The following is a 14870-nucleotide window of genomic DNA, read 5'->3' as shown; positions in this document are numbered from 1 at the left end:
ACGAGGTCCGTGAATGCTGTAAGAACTTTCCTGCGGGCAAAACAAAACCCCAACTGCTTTCGCAATTGGGGTTTCGGAATTTAATCTTGACGATGACCTACTCTCACATGGGGAAACCCCACACTACCATCGGCGATGCATCGTTTCACTGCTGAGTTCGGGATGGGATCAGGTGGTTCCAACGCTCTATGGTCGTCAAGAAATTCGGGTACCGAGTCGTGGCCAGATGGCCTCGCTTCAGCAAATTGGGTATGTGACAGCTTTCGGTGTTTTGTGAACATCGAACTTTCGGTTCGTTTCGTCTTCACACACCGCAATCTGATGCTCTTTCGAGTAGTCAAATTGCTTGGGTGTTATATGGTCAAGCCTCACGGGCAATTAGTATTGGTTAGCTCAACGCCTCACAGCGCTTACACACCCAACCTATCAACGTCGTAGTCTTCGACGGCCCTTCAGGGAACTCAAGGTTCCAGTGAGATCTCATCTTGAGGCAAGTTTCCCGCTTAGATGCTTTCAGCGGTTATCTTTCCCGAACATAGCTACCCGGCAATGCCACTGGCGTGACAACCGGAACACCAGAGGTTCGTCCACTCCGGTCCTCTCGTACTAGGAGCAGCCCCTCTCAAATCTCAAACGTCCACGGCAGATAGGGACCGAACTGTCTCACGACGTTCTAAACCCAGCTCGCGTACCACTTTAAATGGCGAACAGCCATACCCTTGGGACCGGCTTCAGCCCCAGGATGTGATGAGCCGACATCGAGGTGCCAAACACCGCCGTCGATATGAACTCTTGGGCGGTATCAGCCTGTTATCCCCGGAGTACCTTTTATCCGTTGAGCGATGGCCCTTCCATACAGAACCACCGGATCACTAAGACCTACTTTCGTACCTGCTCGACGTGTCTGTCTCGCAGTCAAGCGCGCTTTTGCCTTTATACTCTACGACCGATTTCCGACCGGTCTGAGCGCACCTTCGTACTCCTCCGTTACTCTTTAGGAGGAGACCGCCCCAGTCAAACTACCCACCATACACTGTCCTCGATCCGGATAACGGACCTGAGTTAGAACCTCAAAGTTGCCAGGGTGGTATTTCAAGGTTGGCTCCACGCGAACTGGCGTCCACGCTTCAAAGCCTCCCACCTATCCTACACAAGCAAATTCAAAGTCCAGTGCAAAGCTATAGTAAAGGTTCACGGGGTCTTTCCGTCTAGCCGCGGATACACTGCATCTTCACAGCGATTTCAATTTCACTGAGTCTCGGGTGGAGACAGCGCCGCCATCGTTACGCCATTCGTGCAGGTCGGAACTTACCCGACAAGGAATTTCGCTACCTTAGGACCGTTATAGTTACGGCCGCCGTTTACCGGGGCTTCGATCAAGAGCTTCGCGTTAGCTAACCCCATCAATTAACCTTCCGGCACCGGGCAGGCGTCACACCCTATACGTCCACTTTCGTGTTTGCAGAGTGCTGTGTTTTTAATAAACAGTCGCAGCGGCCTGGTATCTTCGACCGGCATGAGCTTACGGAGCAAGTCCTTCACCCTCACCGGCGCACCTTCTCCCGAAGTTACGGTGCCATTTTGCCTAGTTCCTTCACCCGAGTTCTCTCAAGCGCCTTGGTATTCTCTACCCAACCACCTGTGTCGGTTTGGGGTACGGTTCCTGGTTACCTGAAGCTTAGAAGCTTTTCTTGGAAGCATGGCATCAACCACTTCGTCATCTAAAAGATAACTCGTCATCAGCTCTCGGCCTTAGAATCCCGGATTTACCTAAGATTCCAGCCTACCACCTTAAACTTGGACAACCAACGCCAAGCTGGCCTAGCCTTCTCCGTCCCTCCATCGCAATAACCAGAAGTACAGGAATATTAACCTGTTTTCCATCGACTACGCTTTTCAGCCTCGCCTTAGGGACCGACTAACCCTGCGTCGATTAACGTTGCGCAGGAAACCTTGGTCTTTCGGCGTGGGTGTTTTTCACACCCATTGTCGTTACTCATGTCAGCATTCGCACTTCTGATACCTCCAGCAAGCTTCTCAACTCACCTTCACAGGCTTACAGAACGCTCCTCTACCGCATCATCCTAAGATGATACCCGTAGCTTCGGTGTATGGTTTGAGCCCCGTTACATCTTCCGCGCAGGCCGACTCGACTAGTGAGCTATTACGCTTTCTTTAAAGGGTGGCTGCTTCTAAGCCAACCTCCTAGCTGTCTAAGCCTTCCCACATCGTTTCCCACTTAACCATAACTTTGGGACCTTAGCTGACGGTCTGGGTTGTTTCCCTTTTCACGACGGACGTTAGCACCCGCCGTGTGTCTCCCATGCTCGGCACTTGTAGGTATTCGGAGTTTGCATCGGTTTGGTAAGTCGGGATGACCCCCTAGCCGAAACAGTGCTCTACCCCCTACAGTGATACATGAGGCGCTACCTAAATAGCTTTCGAGGAGAACCAGCTATCTCCGAGCTTGATTAGCCTTTCACTCCGATCCACAGGTCATCCGCTAACTTTTCAACGGTAGTCGGTTCGGTCCTCCAGTTAGTGTTACCCAACCTTCAACCTGCCCATGGATAGATCGCCCGGTTTCGGGTCTATTCCCAGCGACTAGACGCCCTATTAAGACTCGCTTTCGCTACGCCTCCCCTATTCGGTTAAGCTCGCCACTGAAAATAAGTCGCTGACCCATTATACAAAAGGTACGCAGTCACAGAACAAAGTCTGCTCCCACTGCTTGTACGCATACGGTTTCAGGATCTATTTCACTCCCCTCTCCGGGGTTCTTTTCGCCTTTCCCTCACGGTACTAGTTCACTATCGGTCAGTCAGTAGTATTTAGCCTTGGAGGATGGTCCCCCCATATTCAGACAAAGTTTCTCGTGCTCCGTCCTACTCGATTTCATGACTAAGAGATTTTCGCGTACAGGGCTATCACCCACTATGGCCGCACTTTCCAGAGCGTTCCGCTAATCTCAAAGCCACTTAAGGGCTAGTCCCCGTTCGCTCGCCACTACTAAGGGAATCTCGGTTGATTTCTTTTCCTCAGGGTACTTAGATGTTTCAGTTCCCCTGGTTCGCCTCTTGCACCTATGTATTCAGTACAAGATAACCATCTTATGATGGCTGGGTTCCCCCATTCAGACATCTCCGGATCAAAGTCTGTTTGCCGACTCCCCGAAGCTTTTCGCAGGCTACCACGTCTTTCATCGCCTCTGACTGCCAAGGCATCCACCGTATGCGCTTCTTCACTTGACCATATAACCCCAAGCAATCTGGTTATACTGTGAAGACGACATTCGCCGAAAATTCGATAATACTCAATTCAGAGTAACTCACAAATTTTACCTTAGCCTGATCCGTTACCAGTGAAAGTAACGTTCAGTCTATCTTTCTATCACATACCCAAATTTTTAAAGAACGATCTAATCAAAAGACTAGAAATCAATATTCAGCGCGAATATTCATTTCTAAACTCTCAAACTTACGAAGCAGTTTATGGTGGAGCCAAGCGGGATCGAACCGCTGACCTCCTGCGTGCAAGGCAGGCGCTCTCCCAGCTGAGCTATGGCCCCATAACAAAATTGGTGGGTCTGGGCAGATTCGAACTGCCGACCTCACCCTTATCAGGGGTGCGCTCTAACCAACTGAGCTACAGACCCAATTTCGAGCTTGTAACTGTTAGCTCAGAGCTATCAGCTTGGAGCTTAAAGCTGCTTCTATCGTCTTCTTCAATGAATCAAGCAATTCGTGTGGGAGCTCATGGAGCAGCTGATGTCGTCGATTAAGGAGGTGATCCAGCCGCAGGTTCCCCTACGGCTACCTTGTTACGACTTCACCCCAGTCATGAATCACACCGTGGTAACCGTCCTCCCGAAGGTTAGACTAGCTACTTCTGGTGCAACCCACTCCCATGGTGTGACGGGCGGTGTGTACAAGGCCCGGGAACGTATTCACCGTGACATTCTGATTCACGATTACTAGCGATTCCGACTTCACGCAGTCGAGTTGCAGACTGCGATCCGGACTACGATCGGTTTTATGGGATTAGCTCCACCTCGCGGCTTGGCAACCCTTTGTACCGACCATTGTAGCACGTGTGTAGCCCAGGCCGTAAGGGCCATGATGACTTGACGTCATCCCCACCTTCCTCCGGTTTGTCACCGGCAGTCTCCTTAGAGTGCCCACCATTACGTGCTGGTAACTAAGGACAAGGGTTGCGCTCGTTACGGGACTTAACCCAACATCTCACGACACGAGCTGACGACAGCCATGCAGCACCTGTCTCAATGTTCCCGAAGGCACCAATCCATCTCTGGAAAGTTCATTGGATGTCAAGGCCTGGTAAGGTTCTTCGCGTTGCTTCGAATTAAACCACATGCTCCACCGCTTGTGCGGGCCCCCGTCAATTCATTTGAGTTTTAACCTTGCGGCCGTACTCCCCAGGCGGTCAACTTAATGCGTTAGCTGCGCCACTAAGAGCTCAAGGCTCCCAACGGCTAGTTGACATCGTTTACGGCGTGGACTACCAGGGTATCTAATCCTGTTTGCTCCCCACGCTTTCGCACCTCAGTGTCAGTATCAGTCCAGGTGGTCGCCTTCGCCACTGGTGTTCCTTCCTATATCTACGCATTTCACCGCTACACAGGAAATTCCACCACCCTCTACCATACTCTAGCTTGTCAGTTTTGAATGCAGTTCCCAGGTTGAGCCCGGGGATTTCACATCCAACTTAACAAACCACCTACGCGCGCTTTACGCCCAGTAATTCCGATTAACGCTTGCACCCTCTGTATTACCGCGGCTGCTGGCACAGAGTTAGCCGGTGCTTATTCTGTCGGTAACGTCAAAACACTAACGTATTAGGTTAATGCCCTTCCTCCCAACTTAAAGTGCTTTACAATCCGAAGACCTTCTTCACACACGCGGCATGGCTGGATCAGGCTTTCGCCCATTGTCCAATATTCCCCACTGCTGCCTCCCGTAGGAGTCTGGACCGTGTCTCAGTTCCAGTGTGACTGATCATCCTCTCAGACCAGTTACGGATCGTCGCCTTGGTGAGCCATTACCTCACCAACTAGCTAATCCGACCTAGGCTCATCTGATAGCGCAAGGCCCGAAGGTCCCCTGCTTTCTCCCGTAGGACGTATGCGGTATTAGCGTTCCTTTCGAAACGTTGTCCCCCACTACCAGGCAGATTCCTAGGCATTACTCACCCGTCCGCCGCTGAATTCAGGAGCAAGCTCCTGTCATCCGCTCGACTTGCATGTGTTAGGCCTGCCGCCAGCGTTCAATCTGAGCCATGATCAAACTCTTCAGTTCAAACATCTTTGGGTTTTTAAGAAACCCTAAACTTGGCTCAGCAATCGTTGGTTACATCTTTGATTTCTCGCGGAGTAACTTGTGATGCTGATAATCTTGTTGACTATCAGTCTGACTCCACAAGCACCCACACGAATTGCTTGATTCAGTTGTTAAAGAGCGGTTGGTTAAGATCTTTCATCTCAACCGAGGCGCGCATTCTACAGCAGCCTCATTTGCTGTCAAGTGATTATTTTCAGAAGTTTTCGAAGAATTCTTCAACAACTTCAACCACTTGCGCTTCCGATCTCTCGTTAGCGGGAGGCGAATTCTACAGCGTTACTCGCTGTTGTCAACACCTCTTTTTCTCCGCTTTCGACCGAGAAGATCGAACCGTTAAAAGAGCCAAACATCACCGCTCTTTCAACTCCTTCCAGGCTTCGATGAACTGAAGCGACCCACTCTCGAAACCTACTTAACTCATTGAATCTCAAGGAGTTTTCCGTTTCGACTGCGCCGGAAGTGGGGCGAATTATAGACGTCTGGAATCTGCCGTCAACCGCTATTTTCATAATTCTGTCATATCAGTCAAAAAAGCCCGAAAACGCAAAGGCCGACCTTAAAAGGTCGGCCTTCTGCATGCCCCTCTGCTTATAAGCTAGGGAATGCGAACTGCGAAGCCTCATGGCTCGCACGCTGAGGCCAGCGCTGAGTGATCGCCTTGCGACGGGTATAGAAGCGAACACCATCCGGGCCGTAGGCATGCAGGTCGCCGAACAGCGAACGCTTCCAGCCGCCAAAGCTGTGGTAAGCCACCGGCACCGGCAGAGGAACGTTGACGCCAACCATGCCGACTTCGATCTCATCACAGAACAGACGCGCCGCTTCACCATCACGGGTGAAGATGCAGGTGCCGTTACCGTATTCGTGATCGTTGATCAGCTGCATAGCCTCTTCCAGGCTGTTGACGCGAACAACGCACAGCACCGGACCGAAGATCTCTTCTTTATAGATGCGCATCTCAGGGGTGACGTTGTCGAACAGGCAGCCACCCAGGAAGAAGCCTTCCTCATGCCCCGCCACGCTCAGACCACGACCGTCGACCACCAGAGTCGCGCCCGCCGCCACGCCGTCATCCACATAGCCGCTGACCTTGTCGCGAGCCTGACCGGTAACCAGCGGCCCCATGTCCAGACCACAGGAAGTCCCCGCACCGATTTTCAGCGCCTTGATCTGTGGAACCAGTTTGGCCACCAGCGCATCCGCAACCTGGTCGCCCACACACACGGCTACCGAAATCGCCATGCAGCGCTCACCGCAGGAACCGTAAGCCGCGCCCATCAGTGCGCTGACCGCGTTGTCCAGATCTGCATCCGGCATCAGGACCGCATGATTCTTCGCGCCGCCCAGTGCCTGAACGCGTTTGCCGCGCTTGGTGCCTTCGGCGTAGATGTATTCCGCAATCGGCGTCGAACCGACGAAGCTCAGCGCTTTGACTTCCGGCGCTTCGATCAACGCGTCTACCGCAGTCTTGTCACCGTGTACCACGCTCATCACGCCTTTTGGCAGACCCGCTTCCAGCAGCAGCTGAGCGATCAGCAGCGTGGAGCTTGGATCACGCTCGGACGGCTTGAGGATGAAGCAGTTGCCGCAGACGATCGCCAACGGGTACATCCACAGCGGCACCATCGCCGGGAAGTTGAACGGCGTGATACCGGCAACAATGCCCAGTGGCTGGAAGTCCGACCAGGCGTCGATGTTCGGGCCGACGTTGCGGCTGTACTCGCCCTTGAGGATTTCCGGGGCGGCGCAGGCGAACTCGACGTTCTCAATACCGCGCTTCAGCTCGCCGGCAGCGTCTTCCAGGGTCTTGCCGTGTTCTTCGCTGATCAATTGCGAGATGCGCGCCTCGTTCTGCTCCAGCAGTTGCTTGAAGCGGAACATCACCTGCGCACGCTTGGCCGGTGGGGTGTTGCGCCAGGCCGGGAACGCAGCCTTGGCGGCATCGATGGCTTTCTGGATGGTTTCGCGGGTGGCCAGTGGCAGCTTGTGGATTGCCTGGCCGGTAGACGGGTTGAATACATCAACCGCTCGACCGTTCTCGGTCACCAGTTCACCATTGATCAAATGCGGGATAACGCTCATCGAAAACTCCTGAATTTTTGTCCACAGACACCCGAGCGGGGTGCCTGTGTTTTGTAGGTATATATAGAAGGAAAAATCAGTCGAGCTTGTTCAGCACTTCGCCGACCGCGTCGAACAGACGATCCAGGTCTTGCGGCTTGCTGTTGAAGGTTGGGCCGAACTGCAGGGTGTCGCCGCCGAAGCGCACGTAGAACCCGGCTTTCCACAATGCCATGCCCGCTTCGAACGGACGCACGATGGCATCGCCATCACGACCGGCAATCTGAATCGCACCGGCCAGACCGTAGTTGCGGATGTCGATGACGTTCTTCGAGCCTTTCAGCCCGTGCAGCGCGTTCTCGAAATGCGGAGCGACTTCGGCGACGCTCTGCACCAGGTTTTCCTTTTGCAGCAGATCCAGTGCTGCCAGGCCAGCGGCGCACGCCACCGGGTGCGCCGAGTAGGTGTAGCCGTGCGGGAATTCCACGGCGTATTCCGGGGTCGCCTGGTTCATGAAGGTCTGGTAGATCTCGGAGCTGGCAATCACCGCACCCATCGGGATCGCGCCGTTGGTGATTTGTTTGGCGATGCACATCAGGTCCGGGGTGACGCCAAAGCTGTCGGAACCGAACATCGAGCCGGTGCGGCCGAAACCGGTGATCACCTCGTCGAAGACCAGCAGGATGTTGTGCTGATCACAGATTTCACGCAGACGTTTCAGGTAACCCTGCGGCGGCACCAATACACCGGCGGAACCGGCCATCGGCTCAACGAACACCGCGGCGATGTTCGATGCGTCGTGCAGTTCGATCAGCTTCAGCAACTCGTCGGCCAGAGCGATACCGCCCTGCTCCGGCATGCCGCGGGAGAACGCATTGCTCGCCAGCAACGTGTGCGGCAGGTGATCGACGTCCATCATCGACTGACCGAACAGCTTGCGGTTGCCGTTGACGCCGCCGAGGCTGGTGCCGGCGATGTTCACGCCGTGATAACCACGGGCACGACCGATCATTTTGGTCTTGGTCGCCTGACCTTTCAGACGCCAGTAGGCACGGACCATTTTCACCGCCGTGTCGGCGCACTCGGAGCCGGAGTCGGTGAAGAACACATGGTTCAGGTTGCCCGGGGTCAGGTCAGTGATTTTTTCGGCCAGTTGAAAGGACAAAGGGTGGCCGTACTGGAAGCCCGGCGAATAATCGAGGGTGCCCAATTGTCTGGAGACCGCTTCCTGAATTTCCTTGCGGGTGTGCCCGGCGCCGCAGGTCCACAGACCCGACAGTGAGTCGTACACCTTGCGGCCTTTGTCATCGATGAGCCAACTGCCTTCTGCACCAACAATCAGACGCGGATCGCGCTGAAAGTTACGGTTGGCGGTGTACGGCATCCAGTGCGCGTCCAGCTTCAGTTGGCTGGCCAGTGGCGACGGAGCGTTTTCGGGCATGTTCATCGGGCAAAACCTCGCAGGGCTTAAGCTTCAGGGAGATAAAAGTCGTTGTTGCAGCTAAATTGCCACGCGGATAAAGTCGGTGAAATCCAACTCTTCTAACCTTCAGTTAGACCATCACTAAACTTTGAGCGATTAAACATGAGCAGCCGCCGCCCCGATCCGCTGGCCCAGGTCAGTGACTTTGATATTCGCCTGCTGCGGATCTTTCGCAGCGTGGTGGAATCCGGCGGCTTCTCGGCGGCGGAAACCGTGCTCGGCATCGGGCGCTCGGCGATCAGCCAGCAGATGAGCGATCTGGAGCAACGCCTCGGTTTGCGTTTGTGTCAGCGTGGCCGCGCTGGATTCTCCCTGACCGAAGAAGGTCGCGAGGTCTATCAGTCAGCCCTGCAGTTATTGAGTGCGCTGGAAAGTTTTCGCACCGAGGTCAACGGTCTGCACCAACACTTGCGTGGTGAGTTGATCATCGGCCTGACCGATAACCTGGTCACCCTGCCCCACATGCGCATCACCCACGCCCTCGCCCAATTGAAGGAGCGCGGGCCGGATGTGCAAATCCAGATCCGCATGATTGCGCCGAATGAAGTTGAACAAGGCGTGCTGGACGGTCGCCTGCATGTCGGCGTGGTGCCGCAGGCCAGTGCGCTTTCCGGGTTGGAATATCAACCGCTGTACAGCGAACGCTCACTGCTTTATTGCGCGGTCGGTCATCCACTGTTTTATGTCGATGACAAACAACTCGATGACGAACGCCTTGATAGTCAGGACGCCATCGCCCCGACGTTTCGCTTGCCGGGGGAAATCCAGGCGCATTATCAGGCGCTCAACTGCACTGCCAGTGCCTCCGACCGTGAGGGCATGGCGTTTCTGATTCTGACCGGGCGCTACATTGGTTATCTGCCGGATCATTACGCCAGCCTTTGGGTACAGCAAGGGCGTTTACGCGCACTCAAGGCCGACACACGTTTTTATGATTTGAGTCTGGCATCGGTCACGCGCAAAGGCCGGCGCCCTCATTTGGTGCTGGAAAGCTTTCTGGAGAGTCTGGCGGCGACGCGTTAAACATTGCCCGCCGCCCAGCCACGTTAGGCCTTAGAGACAAAACCAAGCAATAATCTGAGCAAGTGGACAGCTTTTTGCAAAGCAGGATCAACCCCGATCCTTCAACAAGAAGCCCAACGCCATGCAGCCAGATTCCGAACCGTCCAGCGACTTGATCTACGGCCTCAACGACCGCCCGAAACCGCTGGCCGCAACCCTCGCCGCCCTGCAACACGTGCTCGCCAGTTTCGTCGGCATCATCACCCCACCGCTGGTGATCGGCTCGGCGCTTGGGCTGACCGCGCATTTGCCTTACCTGATCAGCATGGCGCTGATGGTGTCCGGGGTCGGCACGTTTATTCAGGCTCGCCGGCCGTTCGGGATCGGCGCGGGGATGATCTGCTTGCAAGGCACCAGTTTCGCCTTTCTCGGCGCGGTGCTGTCGGCCGGGTTTCTGGTCAAGCAGCGCGGCGGTAGCCCGGAAGACATTTTGGCGATGATCTTTGGTGTGTGCTTTTTCGGCGCGATTGTGCAGATCGTGCTCAGCCGTTTCATTGGTCAACTGCGCAGGGTGGTCACGCCGCTGGTGACCGGGATTGTCATCACGCTGATCGGCGTCAGCCTGATCAAGGTCGGCATCACCGATCTCGGCGGTGGCTTCAATGCCCCGGACTTCGGCGCGCCGGGCAATCTGGCGCTGGGCGTATTCGTGTTGCTGACGATCATTTTGCTCAACCGCTCGAACACGCCGTGGGTGCGGCTATCGGCAATCGTCATTGGCCTGCTGCTCGGGAGCCTCGCAGCGTGGTTCAGTGGGAAACTGGTACCGCAGCCGTTGCCTGACTTGCCGCTGGTGAGTTTTCCTACACCGTTCAAGTTCGGATTCAGTTTTGACTGGACCGCTTTCCTGCCGGTCGCGCTGATTTATCTGATCAGCACCATCGAAACCGTCGGCGACCTCACCGCCAATTGCATGCTCGCCCGCCAACCCATCAGCGGCCCTTCTTATATAAGCCGCTTGCGCGGTGGTGTACTGGGTGATGGCGTGAGCTGCATGATCGCCGCAACGTTCAGCGCCTTCCCCAACACCACGTTTGCGCAGAACAACGGCGTGATTCAGCTGACCGGCGTTGCCAGCCGCTACGTTGGCCTTTACATCGGCGCGATCCTGTTTTGTCTCGGCCTGTTTCCAATGATTGGTGCGGTGCTGCAACAGATACCGAAACCAGTACTCGGCGGCGCCACTCTGGTTATGTTCGGTGCCGTCGCCGCTGCCGGTGTGCGCATCCTCGCGCAGTCGCCGCTGGATCGGCGCAGCATGCTGATCATCGCCACTTCGTTCGGCGTCGGCCTGGGCATCGCCGCACAACCGAACCTGCTGCACCTGCTACCCAAACTGGTGCAAAACCTGTTCGACTCGGCGATTACCAGCGGCGGGCTGACGGCAATCATCCTTTGCCTGCTGCTGCCGGAAGCCAAAACAGCACCCGCTGAAGTGCAAGTGCAGCTGAACAAGATCGAACAGGCGTAACGGTTTTATCGCCTGAGGACTTGTCGGATGCTTGTGGGTGCGCTATCAACGCAATTGGTTGCACCCACAGACAAACCCGGAAGTGCCTATGACCTTTGAAGTCCCCGCTCACGGCGGCAAGCCCGCCAGCCGCATTCGTCAGAAGAACGAAGAGACCATTCTCAAAGCCGCCGAAGACGAGTTCGCCCGCCACGGGTACAAAGGCACCAGCATGAACACCATCGCCCAGAATGCCGGGTTGCCCAAGGCTAACCTGCATTACTACTTCACCAACAAGTTGGGGCTGTACGTGGCGGTGCTGAGCAACATCATCGAGTTGTGGGACAGCACCTTCAACACCCTCACCGCCGAAGACGATCCGGCCGAAGCGCTGACCCGTTACATTCGCGCCAAAATGGAATACTCCCGTCGCCAGCCACAAGCCTCGCGAATCTTTGCGATGGAAGTGATCAGCGGCGGCGAATGCCTGAGCGAGTATTTCAATCAGGATTACCGCGCCTGGTTCCAGGGCCGCGCGGCGGTGTTTCAGGCGTGGATCGATGCCGGCAAAATGGACCCGGTCGACCCGGTGCACCTGATCTTCCTGTTGTGGGGCAGCACCCAGCACTACGCCGACTTCGCCACGCAGATCTGCCGCGTCAGCGGGCGCAGCAAGTTGACCAAGCAGGACATGGAAGGCGCCAGCAACAACCTGATCCGCATCATTCTCAAAGGCTGCGGCCTCACTCCTTCTCTATAAGACGTTTATGCCTTTCACCCTCAGCGGTTTTTGCGAGTACCGCGAAGAGATTCGCAAAAGCCGCTTTATCACTTTCGCTGCCCCCATCAGCAGTCCCGCTGACGCGCAGGCGTTCTTCGAACAGCACAGCGACTTAAACGCCTCGCACAATTGCTGGGCGTGGAAACTCGGCGATCAATATCGCAGCAATGACGACGGCGAGCCGGGCGGCACGGCCGGGCGACCGATTCTGGCAGCGATTGAAGCGCAGGATTGCGATCAGGTCGCGGTGCTGGTGATCCGCTGGTACGGCGGCATTCAGCTGGGCACCGGCGGTTTGGCGCGAGCCTATGGCGGTGGTGCGAACAAGTGCCTGCAAACGGCGGCGAAAGTCGAGTTGATCAGCCGCATGCCATTGCGTTGTGCCTGCGGCTTTGCCGAGTTGGCGTTGGTGAAGCTGCGGGTGGCGGATCTGGGCGGACTGGTAGTTGAGGAGCAGTTCACCGCGAACGGGGTTGAGTTGAGGTTGGCGGTGGGTGAGGCGCAGATTGAATTGTTGCAGAGCCAATTGGCAGATTTGAGTCGCGGAAGGATTCTGCTGCAGCGCTAAAGCAAGATCAAAAGATCGTCCGAAGGCTGCGATCTTTTAGGGCATCCGCCGTTTTCCTTATTCCACGCAGTTGCCCACATCTGCTGTGCACCCGGCTGTGGATAACCTGAGCACATCCCGCTGTAACCCTTCTGTCATGCGGCTTTGCGCGATTTGTTCACTTTTCGCTCAATCACTCTGCGAACGCGTATTTTTTTCGTAAAAACAATAAGTTAACCAGGTTTAGCACTATTGGAAGAAAGCACCACGGTGCTTATGCCCTTGATTCCATGTTGCGCACAAATACTGTGGAACAACCTGTGGATAAGCCGTTCATGACTGGCGCAGTTGCAGATTGCACATAGCTCCGACGCAGTTGCTCGTTTTTTGATCAATTGCCTGCGGGCAAAAGTGGAGCTTGATCAACGGCTTCGCCCCCAAGTGGTGCTCGTTGTTATGCCGAATTTACTGCAAGTGCTCTGCGACAGGCGCGGGGTATCGGTGTCTTCAGGTGTTCCTGACTCAATGGCCAGGAAATTGCTTTATCCACAGGCACAACTCCAAGCAAGTCGAGCCTGTCATGCCCATCGCCTCTCCTACTCCGCGCCTGCAACTGCGCCATATCAGCAAACGCTACCCCGGATGTCTGGCCAATGACGCTATTGATCTGAGCATTGCGCCCGGAGAAATACATGCCTTGCTCGGTGAAAACGGCGCAGGCAAAAGCACGCTGATGAAGATCATCTACGGCGTCACTCAGGCCGACGCGGGCGAGATGCTCTGGCAAGGTCAGCGCGTGAACATGCGCAACCCGGCCCAGGCGCGACAGCTGGGGATCGGAATGGTCTTTCAACATTTCTCGCTGTTCGAAACCCTCAGCGTGGCGCAGAACATTGCGCTGGCGATGGGTGCGGCAGCGGGTACGCCGAAACAGCTTGAACCGAAGATTCGCGAAGTCTCGCGGCGCTACGGCATGGCGCTGGAGCCTGAGCGACTTGTCCACAGCCTGTCGATTGGCGAGCGGCAGCGGGTGGAAATCATTCGCTGCCTGATGCAAGACATCCGTCTGCTGATTCTCGATGAACCGACTTCGGTGCTGACGCCGCAGGAGGCCGACGATTTGTTCATCACCCTGCGCCGTCTCGCCGCGGAGGGTTGCAGCATTTTGTTTATCAGCCACAAGCTCGGAGAAGTTCGCGCCTTGTGCCACAGCGCAACGGTGTTGCGCGGCGGGCGAGTGGCCGGGCATTGCGTACCGGCCGAATGCTCGGATCAACAGTTGGCGCAGATGATGGTGGGCGAAGCGGCGGCGTTGATTGGCGACTATCCGAAGGTCAGCGGCGGCGCGGTATTTTTGCAGGTCCGCGGTTTGAGCTGGCATAACCCGGACCCGTTTGGCTGCTCACTGGCAGGCGTCGACTTGCAGGTGCGCAGCGGTGAAATCGTTGGCATCGCCGGGGTCGCGGGCAATGGTCAGGACGAATTGCTTGCCCTGCTCAGTGGGGAGCAAACGCTGTCACGGGTCGAGGCCGAAACGATTCGTTTCGGTCATCAGGCTGTTGCTGATTTGCGCCCCGATGCGAGACGCAGACTCGGTCTGGCTTTCGTCCCGGCCGAACGCCTCGGCCATGGTGCGGTGCCAGAGCTGAGTCTGGCCGACAACGCGCTGCTGACAGCCTTTCAACAAGGGCTGGTGAGCAACGGTTTGATCGAACGCGGCAAAGTCGATGCCCTCGCCCAGCAAATCATTCAACGCTTCGGGGTAAAAACGCCGAGTACGCAAACCGCCGCCCGCAGCCTGTCCGGCGGCAATCTACAGAAATTCATCCTCGGCCGGGAAATCCTCCAGCAACCAAAACTGCTGATCGCCGCGCACCCGACCTGGGGCGTGGACGTCGGCGCCGCCGCGACCATCCACCGCGCGTTGATCGCCTTGCGCGACGCCGGCGCGGCGATTCTGGTGATTTCCGAAGACCTCGATGAACTGTTCCAGATCAGCGACCGCCTCGGCGCCTTGTGCGGCGGCAAGCTGTCGGCGCTGCAAAACACCACGGACACGCAACTGAGTGACGTCGGCGGCTGGATGGCCGGTCAGTTCGATGCCCCTCAACAACACGCCACGGTTTAAC

General features: G+C 56.0%; 7 protein-coding genes, 2 tRNA genes and 3 rRNA genes. 5 read left to right on the top strand and 7 right to left on the bottom strand.

Annotation, left to right across the window (positions count from 1 at the left end; all coding sequences use genetic code 11):
- Positions 1–84: 84 nt before the first annotated feature.
- The 7 genes from rrf to AB4P97_RS27585 all read right to left on the bottom strand — a co-directional run bounded on the left by rrf (position 85) and on the right by AB4P97_RS27585 (position 8865).
- Positions 85–200: ribosomal RNA gene (gene rrf, locus AB4P97_RS27615) — 5S ribosomal RNA — on the bottom strand.
- Between the two features lie 157 nt (positions 201–357).
- Positions 358–3251: ribosomal RNA gene (locus tag AB4P97_RS27610) — 23S ribosomal RNA — on the bottom strand.
- A 241-nt stretch (positions 3252–3492) separates the two neighbouring features.
- A tRNA-Ala gene (locus AB4P97_RS27605) sits at positions 3493–3568 on the bottom strand.
- Positions 3569–3578: 10 nt separating this feature from the next.
- A tRNA-Ile gene (locus AB4P97_RS27600) sits at positions 3579–3655 on the bottom strand.
- Between the two features lie 123 nt (positions 3656–3778).
- A 16S ribosomal RNA gene (locus AB4P97_RS27595) occupies positions 3779–5315 on the bottom strand.
- Together the 16S, 23S and 5S rRNA genes with 2 tRNA genes alongside form the textbook arrangement of a ribosomal RNA operon.
- 630 nt (positions 5316–5945) lie before the next feature.
- The gene (locus tag AB4P97_RS27590; protein WP_115145860.1) at positions 5946–7439 is read right to left on the bottom strand and encodes a CoA-acylating methylmalonate-semialdehyde dehydrogenase; all 1494 of its coding nucleotides are present in this window, start codon (positions 7437–7439) and stop codon (positions 5946–5948) included.
- A gap of 76 nt (positions 7440–7515) precedes the next feature.
- Positions 7516–8865 carry an aspartate aminotransferase family protein gene (locus tag AB4P97_RS27585; RefSeq protein ID WP_042557532.1) on the bottom strand — a complete coding sequence of 450 codons (1350 nt, stop codon included), beginning with the start codon at positions 8863–8865 and terminating at the stop codon, positions 7516–7518.
- 138 nt (positions 8866–9003) lie between these two features.
- Here AB4P97_RS27585 and AB4P97_RS27580 point away from each other — a divergent pair, with 138 nt between their 5' ends.
- From AB4P97_RS27580 to AB4P97_RS27560, 5 genes are all read left to right on the top strand, one after another.
- Positions 9004–9924: a LysR family transcriptional regulator gene (locus AB4P97_RS27580; RefSeq protein ID WP_042557531.1), complete on the top strand. Its 921-nt coding sequence runs from the start codon at positions 9004–9006 to the stop codon at positions 9922–9924.
- 121 nt (positions 9925–10045) lie between these two features.
- Complete coding sequence (locus AB4P97_RS27575; RefSeq protein ID WP_042557530.1) at positions 10046–11434, top strand: uracil-xanthine permease family protein; 1389 nt, start codon at positions 10046–10048, stop codon at positions 11432–11434.
- Positions 11435–11522: 88 nt separating this feature from the next.
- A complete protein-coding gene (locus tag AB4P97_RS27570) occupies positions 11523–12173 on the top strand; it encodes a TetR/AcrR family transcriptional regulator (RefSeq protein ID WP_042557529.1) in 651 nt (216 codons plus the stop codon).
- 7 nt (positions 12174–12180) lie between these two features.
- Positions 12181–12762 carry a YigZ family protein gene (locus AB4P97_RS27565; protein WP_042557528.1) on the top strand — a complete coding sequence of 194 codons (582 nt, stop codon included), beginning with the start codon at positions 12181–12183 and terminating at the stop codon, positions 12760–12762.
- 559 nt (positions 12763–13321) lie between these two features.
- Positions 13322–14869, top strand: a complete 1548-nt coding sequence (locus AB4P97_RS27560) for an ABC transporter ATP-binding protein (RefSeq protein WP_395601879.1) — start codon at positions 13322–13324, stop codon at positions 14867–14869.
- The last annotated feature ends 1 nt before the right edge of the window (position 14870 follow it).

The organism is Pseudomonas sp. A1230 (assembly GCF_044218825.1).
Taxonomy (GTDB): domain Bacteria; phylum Pseudomonadota; class Gammaproteobacteria; order Pseudomonadales; family Pseudomonadaceae; genus Aquipseudomonas; species Aquipseudomonas iridis.
The sequence above is the reverse complement of the archived record's forward strand: the minus strand, read 5'-3'. Positions and strand labels throughout refer to the sequence as shown.

Coding starts and splice junctions, on each gene's coding strand:
- AB4P97_RS27570 (WP_042557529.1), top strand. CDS start 11,523: ATGACCTTTGAAGTCCCCGCTCACGGCGGCAAGCCCGCCAGCCGCATT.
- AB4P97_RS27590 (WP_115145860.1), bottom strand. CDS start 7,439: ATGAGCGTTATCCCGCATTTGATCAATGGTGAACTGGTGACCGAGAAC.
- AB4P97_RS27560 (WP_395601879.1), top strand. CDS start 13,322: ATGCCCATCGCCTCTCCTACTCCGCGCCTGCAACTGCGCCATATCAGC.
- AB4P97_RS27565 (WP_042557528.1), top strand. CDS start 12,181: ATGCCTTTCACCCTCAGCGGTTTTTGCGAGTACCGCGAAGAGATTCGC.
- AB4P97_RS27575 (WP_042557530.1), top strand. CDS start 10,046: ATGCAGCCAGATTCCGAACCGTCCAGCGACTTGATCTACGGCCTCAAC.
- AB4P97_RS27585 (WP_042557532.1), bottom strand. CDS start 8,865: ATGAACATGCCCGAAAACGCTCCGTCGCCACTGGCCAGCCAACTGAAG.
- AB4P97_RS27580 (WP_042557531.1), top strand. CDS start 9,004: ATGAGCAGCCGCCGCCCCGATCCGCTGGCCCAGGTCAGTGACTTTGAT.